At 66.0% G+C, this 16,399-nt stretch carries 16 protein-coding genes and 1 pseudogene; 4 read left to right on the top strand and 13 right to left on the bottom strand.

What is annotated here, in order from left to right:
- The first annotated feature begins 58 nt into the window (after positions 1-58).
- The gene (locus PQR02_RS10460; RefSeq protein ID WP_408229373.1) at positions 59-730 is read left to right on the top strand and encodes a histidine phosphatase family protein; all 672 of its coding nucleotides are present in this window, start codon (positions 59-61) and stop codon (positions 728-730) included.
- A 129-nt stretch (positions 731-859) separates the two neighbouring features.
- Here PQR02_RS10460 and PQR02_RS10455 read toward each other — a convergent pair whose 3' ends face one another.
- From PQR02_RS10455 to ruvA, 3 genes are all read right to left on the bottom strand, one after another.
- Positions 860-1,801: an oxygenase MpaB family protein gene (locus PQR02_RS10455; protein WP_408229370.1), complete on the bottom strand. Its 942-nt coding sequence runs from the start codon at positions 1,799-1,801 to the stop codon at positions 860-862.
- 25 nt (positions 1,802-1,826) lie between these two features.
- A complete protein-coding gene (gene ruvB, locus PQR02_RS10450; protein WP_408229367.1) occupies positions 1,827-2,891 on the bottom strand; it encodes a Holliday junction branch migration DNA helicase RuvB in 1,065 nt (354 codons plus the stop codon).
- Positions 2,892-3,009: 118 nt separating this feature from the next.
- A complete protein-coding gene (ruvA, locus tag PQR02_RS10445) occupies positions 3,010-3,591 on the bottom strand; it encodes a Holliday junction branch migration protein RuvA (RefSeq protein ID WP_408229364.1) in 582 nt (193 codons plus the stop codon).
- 160 nt (positions 3,592-3,751) lie between these two features.
- Between ruvA and PQR02_RS10440 the strand changes: the two are divergent.
- A pseudogene (locus PQR02_RS10440) lies at positions 3,752-3,991 on the top strand (LysE family translocator); the annotation flags it as partial.
- A gap of 115 nt (positions 3,992-4,106) precedes the next feature.
- Here PQR02_RS10440 and ruvC read toward each other — a convergent pair.
- Entirely contained in the window at positions 4,107-4,649 is a 543-nt protein-coding gene (gene ruvC / locus PQR02_RS10435) for a crossover junction endodeoxyribonuclease RuvC (protein ID WP_408229361.1), read from the bottom strand.
- A 128-nt stretch (positions 4,650-4,777) separates the two neighbouring features.
- Between ruvC and PQR02_RS10430 the strand changes: the two genes are divergently transcribed.
- Entirely contained in the window at positions 4,778-5,017 is a 240-nt protein-coding gene (locus PQR02_RS10430; RefSeq protein ID WP_408229358.1) for a hypothetical protein, read from the top strand.
- Between the two features lie 183 nt (positions 5,018-5,200).
- Here the strand turns inward: PQR02_RS10430 and purH are convergent, their stop codons facing one another.
- The 5 genes from purH to PQR02_RS10405 form a co-directional block, all read right to left on the bottom strand.
- Positions 5,201-6,766: a bifunctional phosphoribosylaminoimidazolecarboxamide formyltransferase/IMP cyclohydrolase gene (gene purH / locus PQR02_RS10425; RefSeq protein ID WP_408229355.1), complete on the bottom strand. Its 1,566-nt coding sequence runs from the start codon at positions 6,764-6,766 to the stop codon at positions 5,201-5,203.
- Between the two features lie 56 nt (positions 6,767-6,822).
- Positions 6,823-7,056, bottom strand: a complete 234-nt coding sequence (locus tag PQR02_RS10420) for a Fis family transcriptional regulator (protein WP_007180440.1) — start codon at positions 7,054-7,056, stop codon at positions 6,823-6,825.
- The gene (dusB, locus tag PQR02_RS10415; protein WP_408229352.1) at positions 7,053-8,114 is read right to left on the bottom strand and encodes a tRNA dihydrouridine synthase DusB; all 1,062 of its coding nucleotides are present in this window, start codon (positions 8,112-8,114) and stop codon (positions 7,053-7,055) included. Before dusB ends, PQR02_RS10420 begins: the two co-directional genes overlap by 4 nt.
- A gap of 225 nt (positions 8,115-8,339) precedes the next feature.
- Complete coding sequence (locus PQR02_RS10410) at positions 8,340-9,635, bottom strand: UbiH/UbiF/VisC/COQ6 family ubiquinone biosynthesis hydroxylase (protein ID WP_408229349.1); 1,296 nt, start codon at positions 9,633-9,635, stop codon at positions 8,340-8,342.
- 6 nt (positions 9,636-9,641) lie between these two features.
- Positions 9,642-11,048 (bottom strand): aminopeptidase P N-terminal domain-containing protein, encoded by a 1,407-nt coding sequence (locus PQR02_RS10405; RefSeq protein WP_408229656.1) that lies wholly within the window; start codon positions 11,046-11,048, stop codon positions 9,642-9,644.
- A 182-nt stretch (positions 11,049-11,230) separates the two neighbouring features.
- Here PQR02_RS10405 and PQR02_RS10400 point away from each other — a divergent pair, with 182 nt between their 5' ends.
- Entirely contained in the window at positions 11,231-11,845 is a 615-nt protein-coding gene (locus tag PQR02_RS10400) for a glutathione S-transferase C-terminal domain-containing protein (RefSeq protein WP_408229346.1), read from the top strand.
- 254 nt (positions 11,846-12,099) lie between these two features.
- Here PQR02_RS10400 and lnt read toward each other — a convergent pair whose 3' ends face one another.
- The 4 genes from lnt to ybeY all read right to left on the bottom strand — a co-directional run bounded on the left by lnt (position 12,100) and on the right by ybeY (position 16,388).
- Positions 12,100-13,842, bottom strand: a complete 1,743-nt coding sequence (gene lnt / locus PQR02_RS10395; protein ID WP_408229343.1) for an apolipoprotein N-acyltransferase — start codon at positions 13,840-13,842, stop codon at positions 12,100-12,102.
- A 61-nt stretch (positions 13,843-13,903) separates the two neighbouring features.
- The gene (locus tag PQR02_RS10390) at positions 13,904-14,797 is read right to left on the bottom strand and encodes a CorC family transporter (RefSeq protein WP_408229340.1); all 894 of its coding nucleotides are present in this window, start codon (positions 14,795-14,797) and stop codon (positions 13,904-13,906) included.
- Between the two features lie 351 nt (positions 14,798-15,148).
- Positions 15,149-15,865 carry a gamma-glutamylcyclotransferase gene (locus tag PQR02_RS10385; RefSeq protein ID WP_408229337.1) on the bottom strand — a complete coding sequence of 239 codons (717 nt, stop codon included), beginning with the start codon at positions 15,863-15,865 and terminating at the stop codon, positions 15,149-15,151.
- A gap of 61 nt (positions 15,866-15,926) precedes the next feature.
- Complete coding sequence (ybeY, locus tag PQR02_RS10380) at positions 15,927-16,388, bottom strand: rRNA maturation RNase YbeY (protein ID WP_408229334.1); 462 nt, start codon at positions 16,386-16,388, stop codon at positions 15,927-15,929.
- Positions 16,389-16,399 lie beyond the last annotated feature (11 nt).

Genomic DNA, 16,399 nt, shown 5'->3' with positions numbered 1-16,399 from the left:
CCGTTTTTGCGACAATAGCGGCTCGGCATAACCGGCGAACGGCGCCCACTCCTATCTCATGACTACGCAGATTCTGTTCATCCGGCACGGCGAGACCGACTGGAACCGCATCAAGCGCATTCAAGGTCATATCGACATTCCGCTCGCGACCACCGGATTGGCCCAGGCGCAACGTCTCGCGCGCCGCCTCGCCGACGAGGCGAAGCAAGGCGCGCGGCTCGATGCGATCTATTCGAGCGATCTGCAACGCGCGCAGCAGACCGCGCGGCCCATTGCCGACGCGCTCGGCTTGCTGCTGCAATTGCGCGAAGGTCTGCGGGAGCGGTCCTATGGCGCTTTCCAAGGGCATGACAGCGACGAGATCGCGCTGCGCTTTCCCGATGAATACGCGCACTGGCAAACCCGCGATCCTGGTTTTGCGCCGCCTGAAGGCGAGTCGCAGCGGGTCTTCTACCATCGCGTGGTCCATGCGATCGAGCCGCTGGTCGCCGCGCATCCGGGCGAGCGGATCGCTTGTGTCGCGCATGGCGGCGTGCTCGATTGCGTGCGCCGTTTCGCGTGTGGTTTGCCGCTCGACGCGCCGCGTGATTACCCGCTGCTCAATGCCAGCCTGAACGTGGTGGATTTCGATCACGGTGCGGCGACGATCGTCTCGTGGGCGGACATTGCGCATCTCGATGCGCCTGCCGCGGACGATGGTTTCAGAAAGATTCCGGAACCGGGGCGTTGAGCGGAGAAGCGCTGCGCGCGGTTTGAACGCAGAAGTTTGCCGCGGTCACGTCGAACGACGTGGCGTGGCATGGAGGAGCGCCAGGCGCGGGTTGGCTGAGCGGTTGTGTGCGCGTAGCCGCAGCCCGCGTCAATGTGATTCGTGCGTCGCAGCCACGCGCCTGCGCGCGCGTTTCGATATCCCATTCACCAGCGCCCAACGAATGACCGGCGCGACGAGCCGCACGCCCGGCCTCGCGAACGTCCGGCGCAGCGCCGCATAGCGCTCGAATCCCAACATCGGCTGCGCCCAGTCCGGCAGAAGATCCACACCCGCATTGAGCATCAACGTGCCGGCGGCCCGCATCGCCAGGCTCGGCGCGGGCGCGCTCATCAGAATCCTCACGACTTCGCTCGTGCGCTCGCTGGCCACCAGCGCAGGCCGCATGGCCAGCAGATAAGCGTCGATTTCGGCACGCGAGCGTGGAATGCTCTCCGCCCCAAGCATTTCGGCGATGCGCGCCGTTTCCGCGAAGTATTGATCCTGCGCGCCCACGGACAGTTGCGGATTCACATAACGCAAGTGCGCGGTCATGAAACTCGACACCTCGGCGACATGCACCCACGTCAGCAGTGCCGGTTCGCTCGCGCGATACGGCTGTCCGTCCGCTGCGACGCCGCTGACGCCGAGATGGATGCGCCTGACGCGTTCGATCAGCGCCAACGCATCGTGCCGGCTGCCGTATGTCGTGCCGGCGATGAAGGTCGCCGTGCGGCGCAAGCGCCCGAGAATATCGGTGCGGAAGGTCGAATGGTCCCACACGCCGGCGAGCGCCAACGGGTGCAATGCCTGAAGCAGCAACGCGCTGATGCCGCCCGTCATCATCGACGTGAAGTCGGCGTGGACTGTCCAGCACACGGAGTCGGGCCCGAACAGGCCCGGATCACCGGGCGGCGTTGAATAGTCGAGAGTAGGGCCGCTGCCGCTCGTCAGATGCGTGACGCCCGCGGCCAGTTTCGAGCGGAGCCTGCGTGTGAGCAACTGGGCGATCCCACTGGATGAGCCGGAACGCCTCGTCGTCTGGTCGGACATCCTGAGCGGCCTCGCTACGTGCGGCTCACTGCGCGGCCGCATCCCACAGGCCGGGCAGCGTGCTCGACGCGTCCGGCGCGGCGAGACCGAAATGCCGGTAGGTCAGCAGTGTGGCGACGCGGCCGCGCGGCGTGCGTTGCAGAAAGCCTTGCTGGATCAGATACGGTTCGAGCACGTCTTCGATCGTGTCGCGCTCTTCGCCGATGGCCGCCGCCAGATTGTCGACGCCGACCGGGCCGCCGTCGAACTTGTGCAGGATGGCTTCGAGCAGCTTGCGGTCCATCAGGTCGAAGCCGACTCGGTCGACGTCGAGCATGCGCAGCGCGGCATCGGCCACTGACGCGGTGATGTTGCCGTCCGCTTTCACCTCGGCGAAGTCGCGCACGCGGCGCAGCAGGCGGTTCGCGATACGCGGCGTGCCGCGCGCGCGTTTGGCGATTTCGAACGCGCCGTCCGGATGAATCTGCGCGTGCAACAGCGACGCCGAGCGCGTGACGATGCGCGCCAGTTCCTCGGCGTTGTAAAACTCGAGCCGCGCGACGATGCCGAAGCGGTCGCGCAGCGGATTGGTCAGCATGCCCGCGCGCGTGGTTGCGCCGACCAGCGTGAACGGCTGCAAGTCCAGCTTCACGCTGCGCGCGGCCGGCCCTTCGCCGATCATGATGTCGATCTGATAATCCTCCAACGCCGGGTACAGGATTTCTTCGACGACCGGCGAGAGCCGGTGGATTTCGTCGATGAACAGCACGTCGTTGGCTTCTAGATTGGTCAGTAGTGCGGCGAGGTCGCCGGCGCGTTCGAGCACCGGTCCTGACGTCTGCCGGAGATTGACGCCCATCTCCCGCGCGATGATGTGCGCAAGCGTGGTTTTGCCGAGGCCCGGCGGCCCGAACAGCAACACGTGGTCGAGCGATTCGGAACGGCGCTTGGCGGCCTCGATGAAAATTTCCAGCTGGCCGCGCACTTTTTCCTGCCCGACATATTCTTCGAGCTGGCGCGGGCGCAACGCGCGCTCGAACGCTTCTTCGTTCGGCGAGACGGGCGTGGCCGCGATGATGCGCTCGGCGGCGAGTTTGTCGGTTTCGATCATCCGGTCATTGTACCGCGAGGAGTTCGGCGCGAAACCCGGCCGAACGGCCAGGGTGCGTTCAGCCGGGGCTTGTGCGAAGCTCTGGTCAACCCGCGGACGTCGAGCCGCCCGATCCGTGTCAAGCCTTCGACAACGCCTTCAACGCGAGCTTGATGCCCTCGGAGACGCCAGTGCCGGCCGGCACGTTCTTGATGGCCGCCAACGCTTCTTTCTCGGAGTAGCCCAGCGCGAGCAGCGCGTTGAGGATATCGGGCGCATGGCCGGATGCCGACGCCGCGCCCGCCATCGCGCCCAGGTCCGCGCCGAGCTTGCCCTTCAGTTCGAGGAGCAGCCGCTCCGCGGTCTTCTTGCCGATGCCCGGTACACGCGTGAGGCGCGCCGCGTCCTGCATCGTGACGGTCTGCGCCAGCTCGTGCACGCTCATGCCCGATAGCACCGCGAGTGCCATGCGTGCGCCGATGCCCGAAATTTTCAGCAGTTCGCGGAAGGTCGAGCGTTCCTCGGCAGTGCCGAAGCCGTAGAGCAGATGCGCGTCTTCGCGCACGATCATCTGCGTGAGCAGCACGATGCGCTCGCCGTTCGACGGCAGGTTGTAGAACGTGCTCATCGGCACGTCGACTTCGTAACCGACGCCGTTGCAGTCGACGAGCAGATGCGGCGGGTTTTTTTCCAGCAGAACGCCGGCAATGCGACCGATCATGGCGAATTCAATTTCGAGGGAAAGGGCGAGTGTAGCGCAGCGAGTGCGCGTCGCGCGATGCGCACCCGCGTCGACCGACATTGACCCCCCGCGAGCCGGGTGCAAGGATTGAGATCCCTTTTGGCGGGTTCTCAACCCATTCACCCCAGAAGGAGCTTCCCTGCTGAGCCTGACCACTCTCGCGCTATTCGCCGGCGCGTGTCTCGCGTTGACCGCCACGCCCGGACCCGACATGTTGTTGATCGCCTCACGCAGCGTGAGCCAGGGGCGTTCGGCAGGATTCGCGTCGTTGGCTGGTATTCTGGTCGGCACGTACTGCCACGCGTCGGCAGCGGCGTTCGGTTTGTCGCAACTCTTGCTGGCGGTGCCGATGGCTTATGACGCCGTGCGTTTCGCGGGTGGCGTAAGCCGGTTTTGACCGCGGGCGCGAGCCGCACACTGTCCTGGCCCGCGACGCGCGAACCGTGAGTCATGCGGTGGCATGCTGTGCAACACGAAAACGGCCCACTGCCGCGCTATCCCACCAGCCGGCCGCGCCTCACCCGCAGTCCTTTCTTCGCCAGCGAAGGCGCGATGCCGCCTAGCGTGCTCAACGTCGAACCGCCATGCGCGTGGCAGATCGCCATGCCGAGCGCGTCGGCGGCGTCGGTGCCGGGTACGCCGGACAGATTGAGCAGCCGCACCACCATCTGCTGCATCTGCTCCTTGGTCGCGCGGCCATAGCCCACCACGCTCTGCTTCAATTGCAGCGCGGTGTATTCGGCAACCGGCACGCCGCCCGCCACCAGCCCGCAGATCGCCGCGCCGCGTGCCTGGCCGAGCAGCAGCGTGGATTGCGGATTGACGTTGACAAACACTTTTTCGATCGCCGATTGATCCGGCGAATGCTGGCGGATCAGCGTCGAGATGCCTTCGAAGATGGTGCCGAGCCGCGACGGCAAATCGGCGTCGGCGGTTTTGATGACGCCGCTCGCGACGTAGCTGAGCGTGTGGCCGCTTTGGTCGATCACGCCGAAGCCGGTGACGCGCAGGCCGGGGTCGATGCCGAGAATTCTCATGAGGTGCCGCGAATGCGGTAAAAGCCAGGTGCCTGCGATACTACAACACGCACGCTGGATGGCGGCCGGCAGACGGCGGGATCGGCGGAATAAAAGCTGCTGGAGGCGTTGCGAGGAGGCAATCGCAGATGGAGCGCTATCGGAATCTCAGCGGCGACTCGGGCGTCGACGCCTATGAACTCGGCGAAGATTTCGTCAAGGTCCGCTTCAGGCCGGGCGTCGTGTACTGGTACACCGAGGCCAGTGTCGGCGCGCGGCACCTCGCCGTGCTGAAGCGCCTCGCGCGACGCGGACAGGGACTTGGCACGTATATCAGCCAGCATCCGGAGGTGAAGAACGGCTATGCGAGAAAACAGCCGGACGGTTGAGCGGAGCGCGTAGCAGGGAGAGAGCAAAGGAACGCGCCCCAGGAAGCGCGCCTGAAAAGAAAACGGCCCGGCGGAAGTTCCACCAGGCCATTTTTGTGAAGCTCAGCGCTTACTCAGCGATTTGCGCCGCGACATGCAATCTGCAGCAGGCACGCGGCAGTACAACCGCCAGCCAACCTTGCCTCAATGCCGGAAATGACGCACGCCGGTCATCACCATCGCAATGTTGTGCTCGTCGGCTGCGTTGACCACTTCGTCGTCGCGCATCGAGCCGCCCGGCTGAATCACGCAGCTCGCGCCTGCTGCGACGACCACGTCGAGGCCGTCGCGGAACGGGAAGAACGCATCCGAGGCCACCGCCGAACCGGTCAGCGTCAAACCGGCGTTCTGCGCCTTGATGCTGGCGATGCGCGCCGAGTCCACGCGGCTCATCTGGCCGGCGCCGACGCCTAGCGTCATGCCGTTCGCGCAGAACACGATCGCGTTCGACTTCACGTACTTCGCGACGCGCCAGGCAAACAGCAGGTCGTCCATTTCCTTCGGAGTCGGATGACGCCTGGTCACCACGCGCAATTCGTGCGGCTGCACGTTCTTCGAATCGAGCGATTGCACCAGCAGGCCACCGCCGACGCGCTTCAGATCGAACGCGTTATGGCCTTCGCCCAGCGCGATTTCCAGCAGACGCACGTTCTGCTTCGCCGCGAACACCTGGCGCGCGTCGGCGCTGAACGACGGCGCGATCAGCACTTCGACGAACTGCTTGGCCACGGCTTGCGCCGCCGCTTCGTCCACTTCGCGGTTGAACGCGATGATGCCGCCGAACGCCGAGGTCGGGTCGGTCTGGAACGCCTTCGAGTACGCCTCGTGCGCATCCGCGCCGACCGCCACGCCGCACGGATTCGCGTGCTTGACGATCACGCAGGCCGGCACGTCGAACGTCTTCACGCATTCCCACGCCGCGTCGGAATCCGCGATGTTGTTGTACGACAGTTCCTTGCCTTGCAACTGGTTGTAGTTCGCCAGTGCGCCGGCCGGCACGCTCAGGTCGCGGTAGAACGCGGCGCTCTGATGCGGATTCTCGCCGTAGCGCAGGTCCTGCACCTTGTTGAACGCCAGATTGAAGGTTGCCGGATAAGCATTGCGCGACGCGTGTTGCAGCTCGTCGGTCAGGCTCGTCAGATAGTTCGTGATCGCGCCGTCGTATTGCGCGGTGTGCGCAAACACCTTGGTCGCGAGGCGGAAGTTCGTCTTGTACGACACCGCGTTGCTGTTCGCGCGCATTTCTTCGAGCACCAGCGCGTAGTCGGCCGGGTCGACCACCACCGTCACGTCGCGATGGTTCTTCGCGGCCGAGCGCAGCATGGTCGGGCCGCCGATGTCGATGTTTTCGATCGCGTCTTCGAGCGAGCACTCTTCCTTCGACACGGTCTGCACGAACGGGTACAGGTTCACGACCAGCAGGTCGATGGTCGGAATGTCGTGCTTCTCAAGCGCTGCCATGTGTTCCGGCAGGTCGCGGCGCGCGAGGATGCCGCCGTGCACCTTCGGGTGCAGCGTTTTCACGCGCCCGTCCAGCATTTCCGGGAAGCCCGTGTAGTCGGCGACTTCGGTGACGGAGAGGCCCGCGTCCGCGAGCAGTTTCGCGGTGCCGCCGGTCGACAGGATCTTGATGCCGAGGTCGGACAGCGACTTCGCGAAGTCGACGATGCCCGACTTGTCGGAAACGGAGATGAGCGCTTGCTTGATCATGATGAAGACGAAAAGCCGAAGAGAAACGTGGCGGGGCGCGAAGAAACTACGACGCGCTACAACAAACCGTGCTGTTGCAGCTTCTTGCGCAGCGTATTGCGGTTGATGCCGAGATACTCGGCGGCCAGCGACTGATTGCCGCCGGCCTGCTCGAGCACCACCTCGAGCAGGGGTTTTTCCACGCACGAAATCACCATGTCATAGACATCGTGCGGATTGGAGCCGTCGAGATCCTGGAAATACATCCCCAGACTGTCTCGGACAGATTGTTCGATATTGTTCTTGCTCATGCTGCTAGTCGGTCGGTAGGGTCCTCGCCCTGGGTGTCGGGTGTTTCGTCGACGTAGACGAGGCGGTCGGAGAGCGCCTTTTGTGCGTCAAAGAACTCGTTGACGGCGAGGAGTTGTTCGCGCGTGGTGTCCAGCGTATTCATGCGATGCCGGAACACGTTGGCGCCGGAAAGGCCGCGAGTGTACCAGCCGATGTGCTTGCGCGCAGTGCGGACGCCTGTAAATTCGCCGTAGAACGCGTAGTGATCTTCGAGATGCTCGTTCATTACCTGCTGGATTTCGTCGATGCGCGGCGGCGGCAGCAACTCGCCCGTTTGCAGGAAATACTCGATCTCGCGGAACAGCCACGGGCGCCCCTGCGCGGCGCGGCCGATCATGATCGCGTCGGCGCCCGTGACGGCAAGCACCTCGCGCGCTTTTTGCGGCGTTGTGATGTCGCCGTTGGCCACCACCGGGATGCGCACCGACGCCTTCACCGCGGCGATGGTCTCGTATTCGGCGTCGCCGTGGTACAGGTCGGCGCGCGTGCGGCCGTGCACGGTCAGCATCGAAATGCCGGCGGCCTCGGCCAGATGCGCGACGCGCAACGCATTCTTGTTGTCGCGGTCCCAGCCGGTGCGGATTTTCAGCGTGACGGGCACCGCGTCGGGCCCGACGCCCACCGCGCCCACCACCGCTTCGACGATGCGCTGCACCAGCGGTTCGTTCTGCAGCAGAGCGGAACCCGCGGCCACGTTGCACACCTTCTTGGCCGGGCAGCCCATGTTGATGTCGATGATCTGCGCGCCGTTCGCCACGTTGTAGCGGGCCGCTTCGGCCATCATCGCCGGGTCGGCGCCGGCGATCTGCACGGCGATCGGCTCGACTTCGCCCGCGTGATTGGCGCGGCGCATGGTCTTTTCGCTTTTCCATAGCTGCGCGTTCGAGGCGACCATTTCCGACACCGCATAGCCCGCGCCCAGCCGCTTGCAGAGCTGCCGGAACGGCCGGTCGGTCACGCCGGCCATCGGGGCGACGAACAGGTTGTTACGCAGATTGTGGGAGCCGAGAGTGGGCATGACATGGAGGACGACGCGCGTGCGACGGACTGTCGAGGATCTGGACGATCGAAGCACCGCGAAAATGCGAGGGAAAACTGCCATTTTAGCGTTAACAGGCAATCGACACCCGCCATGTATGTGTCGTAACCCGTTAAATCTTCTATGAAAGTGCGCCGGTTCATAGAACCGGCGGCCTTGCGCGGGCTGCTCGAAAAAGCCGCAGCGCGCGCGCAGGCGGTGCGCCTAGCGGCGTTGTCCGAACATCATCTGGCGTGCCAGCGCGGTTTTCACCGGCGGCGCGAACTCGAGGGCGGTGAGTGCGAGGCCGCGCATGATCGCGAGCGGCGCGAAGTCGACCGTGAACAGGCGCGCGAGGATGTCGGTGGCGCCGATCGTCATGCGCCGGTCGAGCGCGCGGCGTTGCGCGAAGGTCGCGAGCGCGAGCGGCGTCGGGCCTTGCGCCGACAATGCGTCGGCGAGCGCGTGCGCATCGCGCAAGCCGAGATTGAGGCCCTGACCCGCGACGGGATGCAGCGTCTGCGCCGCGTTGCCGATCGCGACGACGTGGCCGTTCACCAGCGTCTCGACCGTGTTCAGTCCCAGCGGGAACGACGCGCGGCCTTTGATGTGCGTGAAGCGGCCCATGCGGTCGCCGAACGCGGCGCCGAGTTCGCGCAGGAACGCGTCGTCGGGGAGTTGCGCGCGGCGCGCGGCTGCGTCGGGCGCGCAGCACCAGACCAGCGCGTAGTCGGCGCCGCGCACGCCGCCCATCGGCAGCAACGCGATTGGACCTTCCGATGTGAAGCGCTCCCACGCCACGTGCGGCTGCGGCGCGGACACGGTGACCGTGCCGACCAGCGCGGTTTGCTCGTAGTCGCGCGTGCCTTTGCCGGGCTGGTTCCCCGCCGCGGCATCGGCCGGGTTTTTGCCGGCGGCTTCCGCTGTCTTGTCGACGCCTATGCCCGTACCCTTGCGCGCTTTCAGGTCGCCGAACAATCCGCCTTCGGCATTCACCAGAATCCGCGTGCGCAGTTTGCGCGCGACCCCTGCGGTTTCGATCGGCAGCGTCACGCCGTCGTGTTCCTGAACCGGCGCGGCGGCGGACGTGGAGCGGAACCAGCGGACCGGGGCCGCGTGGACCGCCTCGGCGAGACCGTGCACGATCGAGCCGTACCGCAGCACGTAACCGAGCGCCGGCAAGCCATGCTCGCTGTGATCGATCAGCGTGCGGCCGAAATGGCCGCGCTGCGAGACGTGGATGCGCTGGATCGCGGTGGCGTCGGCGGGCCAGCGCAGCGGTTCGAGGATCATCCGGCTGCCGTGCGACACGGCGATCGCGCGCGGATCGGCGATCGAATCTTCCGGCTCGCGCGCGTCGATCAGCGCGATCTTCAGCGCGTGCGTCACGCTGCGCCGCGCCAGCCAGCCGGCGAGCGCGAGCCCGACCGGACCGGCGCCGACGATCGTCACGTCGAAGTCGAAGGAAGGATCGGTCGCGCCGGGCTTCAGAATCACCGTCGACGGAGAAGCGTCGTTCATTGCGGATTAGTTCCTCGTTTCATGGGCCGCGCGCGCTTCCTCCATCAGCGCCTCGATCTGGTCGGCGGCGACCGGCACGTCGCGCGTGATCAGTTCGCAGCCGGTCGGCGTGACGATCGCGTCGTCCTCGATGCGGATGCCGATGTTCCAGTAGCGCTCGGGCACGCCCTCGGCCGGCCGGATGTACAGGCCGGGCTCGATGGTCAGCGTCATCGACGCGCGCAGCGTGCGCCACGGCAATGCCCCGCCTTCGCCGCGCGGCGCGCCGCGCTCGCGGTAGTCGCCGACGTCGTGCACGTCCATGCCGAGCCAGTGGCCGGTGCGGTGCATGTAGTACGGCGCGTAGGCGCGCTCGGCGAGCACGTCGTCGACCGACGCGAACTTCGCGCGTTCGATGATGCCGGTGTCGAGCAGGCCTTGCGACAGCACGCGCAACGCGGCCTGGTGCGGATCGTCGAAGGTGGCGCCGGCGCGGGTGGCGTCGACGGCGGCCTGCTGCGCGGCCAGCACGATGTCGTACAGCTCGCGCTGCGCCGACGTGAAGCGGCCGCTCGCCGGGAAGGTGCGGGTGATGTCCGACGCGTAGCCGTCGAGTTCGCAGGCCGCGTCGATCAGGATCAGGTCGCCTTCCTGGGCAATCGCGTTGCCGGCCGGGTAGTGCAGCACGCAGGCATTCGCGCCCGCCGCGACGATCGATGTATAAGCCGGCGCCTGCGCGCCGAATTTGCGGAACGTGTAGAGCAGTTCGGCTTCGAGTTCATACTCGCGCACGCCGGGGCGGCACGCGGCCATCGCGCGGCGATGGGCGGCGGCGGAAATCCGCCCCGCCCGGCGCATGATCGCGAGTTCGTGCTCGTCCTTGACCAGCCGCATCTCGTCGAGCAGCGGCAGCAGATCGCGCGCGGCGGCGGGTGCAACGGTACCGCTGCGTCCTTGTGCGCGCACCGCGTCCAGCCAGCCGCGCACCTGTTCGTCAAGGCGCGCGGACGTGCCGAGCGCGTAATGCAGCGCCGGTTTGTCGGCGATGAGCCGCGGCAGGTGCGCGTCGATTTCGCCGATCGCGAACGCGGCGTCGAAACCGAAGGCCGCGCGCGCGCCGTCCGGGCCGAAACGAAAGCCTTCCCACGTTTCGCGCTCGACGTTCTTCTCGCGGCAGAACAGCACCGAGGCCGGCTCGCCGGGTGCGGCGCTTGCGTCGAGCACCAGCAGCGCTTCGGGCTCGGTGAAGCCGGTCAGATAATAGAAGTAGCTGTCGTGCCGGTATGGGTAGTCGGCGTCGCGGTTGCGCAGCGCTTCCGGCGCGGTGGGGACGATGGCGACGCCGCCGCCCGCGGTGCGCAGCGCGGCGAGTACGCGCTCGCGGCGCGTGCGGTAGACGTCGATGGCGATGGTGGGTTCGGTCGGCTGGTTCATCGTGCGATTGTAGCGCCCAATGCGGGCAGTCATTTTGCGCGACGGCGGCTGGCAGGACGGCCGCCGGCATGTTGCAATCCATCCACAACGCGGCCGCGTGCCGCTTGCGAACGGGCGGCGCAATGCTCGTGAAGACCTCCTAGCACTATACTTTCGCCGGATTCAGTTAAAGGCAGATGGTCATGATGAAACTCATCGGTTCGCTCGGCAGCCCCTTCGTGCGTAAAGCGCGAATCGTGCTGGCCGACAAGAAGATCGACTACGAACTGGTGCCCGAGAACGTCTGGGCGCCGGATACCCGGATTCACACCTTCAATCCGCTCGGCAAGGTGCCGTGTCTGGTGATGGAAGATGGCGAAGCCGTGTTCGATTCGCGGGTGATCTGCGAATACGTGGATACGCTGTCGCCGGTCGGCAAGCTGATTCCCCAATCGGGCCGCGAACGCGTCGAGGTGCGCTGCTGGGAAGCGCTCGCGGACGGCGTGCTGGACGCGGCGGTGCTGATTCGCCTCGAAGGCACGCAGCGCACGGCCGAGCAGCGGGTGGACGCGTGGGTCGCCCGGCAGCGGCGCAAGATCGACGAAGGTCTGATCGCGATGGCGCGGGGGCTCGGCAGCAAGCCGTGGTGCGCGGGCAATCACTACACGCTCGCGGACATCGCAGTGGGTTGCGCGCTGGGCTATCTCGACTTCCGGATGCCCCAGTTGAACTGGCGCGAATCGCATCCGAACCTGGACAAGCATTTCCAGAAGCTTTCACTGCGTCAGTCGTTCATCGACACCGTGCCGGCGGACTGAACGACGCGCCCGATCGCGGCAAGAGGGGCTGAAGGAGTGGGTTCAAACTCCTGAAAGCTCGTGTGGAAGCGTGTGTTTGAATTGAAAATGCGCCTGCTCGTCAGGCGCATTTTTTATGCGGCGCGTTTCGTACCGCGTCTCGCCGCGCTGCGCGATGCAGCAACAGCGTGCGGGAACGGATGCACGAGCAGTTCGCGTGAGCGGCGGCGCGCCCGCATGCCGCTTGTCTCGGGGCTATCGCAACGCAGCGCAGCTCACTGCTTGCCGTTGCGACGCCGCGTGATCCCCGGCCCGAACGCGAAGCCGAACGCCAGCAGCAGCATCGATACCGCCAGCACCGTGTTGTTGCCGCTCGTCACATATGGCGTATTGCCGGAAGTACCTTGCACCTTGATGTCGAGCGAGCCGACCGTGTACGGCGTCAGGCGTCCGATCACCCGGCCGTTGGCATCGATCGCGGCGGTCATGCCGGTGTTGGTCGCGCGCAGCATCGGGCGGCCGGTTTCGAGCGTGCGCATGCGCGCGATCTGCAAATGCTGATCGAGCGCAATCGTGTCGCCGAACCAGGCAAGATTGGTCGAGTTGACCAGCACGCCGGCGGGCGTGTCGCTCTCGCGGATGGTCCGCGCAATCTCTTCGCCGAAGATGTCTTCGTAGCAGATGTTCACCGCGACCGGCTGGTTGTGGACCATGAACGGCTTTTGCACCGGCGCGCCGCGGAAGAAGTCGCCGAGCGGAATATTCATCAGATTGACGAACCAGCGGAAGCCCCAGGGCACGAATTCGCCGAACGGCACGAGGTGATGCTTGTCGTAGCGGTACACGTCGTGCGAGCCGGGCGTGATGCCGAACAGGCTGTTCGTATAGTCGATGACCCGGCCTTCCGGCGTGATCGTGCCGCCGATCGCGCCGAACAGGATCGCGCTGCCGGTCGAGTCGGAGAATTCGCGCACCGTCGCCGCGAAGGGCGCGGGCAATTGCTGCGCGAGCACGGGAATCGCGGTTTCCGGCGTGACGATCAGGTCGGCCGGCTTCGCGGTGATCATCTGCTGATACTGGTCGATCGCCGCGCGCATGCCGGCTTCCTCGAACTTCATCTCCTGTTTGACGTCGCCTTGCAGCAGACGCACCGTCAGCGGCGCGTTGGCCGGCAAAGTCCATTGGACGAGCGGTAGCAGCAGGCCGGCCGCGATCAGCGCCAGCGCGACGCCGCCCGGCACTATGCTGCGCGGGAGGCTTCGGGGCGCGCTGTTGCCGGCGCTTCTGCCGTCTTTATCGCGGCCGGCGTCGGCGTGCGTTGCGCCGCGCGGCTCGCGCGAAGCAAGCCGCGGCCGCCACGCCAGCAGCGCCTGCACGATCAGCGCGGCCACCAGCGCCAGCATCCAGCCCACGCCATAGACGCCCACCACTGGTGCAAACCCGGCGAACGGGCCATCCACCTGCGCATAACCGCTCGCGAGCCACGGAAAGCCGGTGAACACGGTGCCGCGCAACCATTCGCCGATCGCCCAGGCGCTCGCGAAAGCCATCGAGCCATGCCAGGTCGGCGAGAACGGGGGGGAGGCGTCGGTCGCGCCGTTGCGCGCGTGGCCGGCGCAAAACGACCAGATGGCCGCGGCCAGCGCCGGATAGAGCGCGAGGTACAGCGAGAACAGCACGACCGCCGCGCCCGCAAGCGGCGCGGCCATGCCGCCGTAGTCATGCATGCTGACGTACAGCCACCACACGCCGGTCATGAAATTACCGAAGCCGAACGCACCGCCCGTCAGCGCGGCGCTCTTCCAGCCGGTGGTGCGCGTGAGCCACGCGAAAAAGAACGCGAAGATCGCGACTTGCAGCCAGCCGCCGTGCGGCGTCGGCGCGAACGACAGCGTGTTGGCCGCGCCCGCGGCCAGCGCGACGAGGTAGTGCCAGCGAGGCAGCGTGCGGCCGCGCGGTTCGTCGGCGGCGGGAGCGCTCACGCCTGGGCGCGAACGGGAAGTCATCGGGTCGGCCATTGTTGCGCGGTCGGCGTGAGGAGTTGAAGAAACGGGTGAAGGAGCCGGGAACCCGCGCGGCTCAGGTTTGCACGTGCTGCGCGTCGCGCTCGCGCTGGCCGGCGAGCGGGTCGCGGCGCACCAGCAGCATATGGATCTGGCGGGCGTCGCCGCGCAGAATCTCGAAGATCAGATCGTCGAGGCGGACCTTTTCACCGCGATGCGGGACCCGCCCGAAATGATGCGTGACGAGCCCGCCGATCGTGTCGACTTCCTCGTCCGAGTAGTGCGTGCCGAAGGTTTCGTTGAACTGCTCGATCTCGGTCAGCGCGCGCACGCGAAAGCGTCCGTCGGGCGACGCGATGATGTTGCCGCTTTCCTCGTCGAAATCATATTCGTCCTCGATGTCGCCGACGATCTGCTCCAGCACGTCCTCGATCGTGATCAGGCCGGCCACGCCGCCGTATTCGTCGACCACCACCGCGAGATGATTGCGATTCACGCGGAAGTCATGCAGCAGCACGTTCAGGCGCTTCGACTCGGGGATGAACACGGCGGGGCGCAGCATGCCGCGCACGTCGAACTCTTCTTCGGCGTAGTAGCGCAGCAGGTCTTTGGCGAGCAGCACGCCGATGATGTTGTCGCGATTGCCTTCGTAGACCGGATAGCGCGAGTGCGCTTTTTCCAGCACGTAGGGGATGAATTCGGCAGGATTGTCCGCGATATTGATCGCGTCCATTTGCGCACGCGGCACCATGATGTCGCGCGCGCTGAGTTCGGACACCTGGAACACGCCTTCGATCATCGACAGCGAGTCGGCGTCGATCAGGTTGCGCTCGTGCGCGTCCTGCAGAATTTCCAGAAGTTCGGCGCGCGACTCGGGTTCGGGCGAGATGAAGTCGGTCAGACGCTCGAGGAGCGAGCGCTTTTCCTGCGGTTTGTCGGTTGGGCGTCGACTGGGATACGTGTCGTTCATGGTAGTGCGCCCGGCAAGACTGGGCGCGCTGTTGCAGAGTATTTAGGATACACCAGGCACGTGGCAGGACCGTGTCCCGCCGGCCTGGGCGAGGGGTGAAGCAGGGTGAAGCGGCTCCGTCGCGAGCGGCGGGGCGTGGGTCAATGCTAACTGATTACGCGCGGAAAAACGTTTTTGAGCAAAAAATGCTGGGTGTGCGGTGATGAATGGCGGCCTGGCCGGCCTCCACGTGGCGCGTTGCGGGCTGTGAGTGGCGGCGATTTCGCCGCGCGGCTTGCGAAAAACAGTCAGCGCCGCCGGCGGCTAACGGTCATTGAGCGCAGCGAGCCAATCGGGCGCGCCGTCTTGCGTTCATTGCCCCGACCCGTTCCCGGAGACCTGTCCGGCTTGCCGAGCCGCCTCACGCTCGCGGCCTTCCTCTTTGCAGCGTTCCAGCAGCGCTTCGAGCGCGCGGTCGGGCATCCCGCTTTCGCGCAGCGCGTGAACGGTGCGGCTCACGTAATCGAGCGTGCTGCCGTAGCGGCCGCTCGCGCAACCGAATACCGTCTTGACGACCTCGTCGCGCAGCTTGCCGGTGTAGGTCGGCACGTCGCGGCGCATCACGAACGCCAGCGCGTCGACGCGCCGGCCGTCGGCGAGCACGCACGGCAGCCATGCCGGACGGTACGAGCCCATCGGCATTTCGCGCCGCCAGAGCGCTTCGAGATGCGGCATCGAGCCAACGGCCGCGAGCCGGAACGCGATGCCGGTGCAGGATCCGCCGCGATCGAGCGCGAGCACGAGGCCCGGTTGCTCCGGCGTGCCGCGATTCACGCGCGACCACAAATACAGCCCGCGATGATAGCCGTGCACCTTCGAGCGGGCCGCTTCGACGGTGGGCAGGCCGGGGTTCCAGATCAGCGAGCCATAGCCGAACAGCCACAGGTCGCTCTTGCGGTCCCAGTCGCGCAGCGTGGATTCGAGCGACGCGCGCAACTCCTCGTCGGTCAGAAGCCGCGATTCGCCGAGCACGGGCGGGTAATCCGGGCAGGGCGTACGGGTGTCGGCTTCAGGGGACGAGGTGCTCACGGTGTCGGTTCGAATGAGAATGAACGTGGGTGGCGGATAAGCGGCGCGGCGGTGACGGCGCCTATTGATACGGATCGGGAAACCCGAGCTTGCCGAGGATTTCGGTTTCGAGCGCTTCCATTTCCTCGGCTTCCTCTTCGACTTCGTGATCGTAGCCTTGCGCGTGCAGCGTGCCGTGCACCAGCAGATGCGCGTAATGCGCGATGAGCGGCTTGCCCTGCTCGGCGGCTTCCTTTTCGACCACCGGGCAGCACAGGATCAGATCGCCCGTCACCGGATCGTCTTCCGATTCCGCGTACGCGAAGGTCAGCACGTTGGTCGAGTAGTCCTTGCCGCGATAGGTGCGGTTCAGCGTGCGGCCTTCTTCGGCATCGACGAAACGCACGGTCAGCTCGCCGTCCGCGAACAGCGCCGCCTTGATCCAGCCGGCCACGGTGGCGCGCGGCAGCAGCGCCTTGTGTTCCGGCCAGGTCTTGGCGGCGGGGAATTGCAGATTCAACGTCAGTTTCGGGGCGCGGCTCATGCGGTTTTGTT

It is taken from the genome of Paraburkholderia sediminicola, from assembly GCF_046026895.1.
GTDB classification, from domain to species: domain Bacteria; phylum Pseudomonadota; class Gammaproteobacteria; order Burkholderiales; family Burkholderiaceae; genus Paraburkholderia; species Paraburkholderia sediminicola_C.
This window is presented reverse-complemented; position numbering and strand designations above follow the sequence as displayed.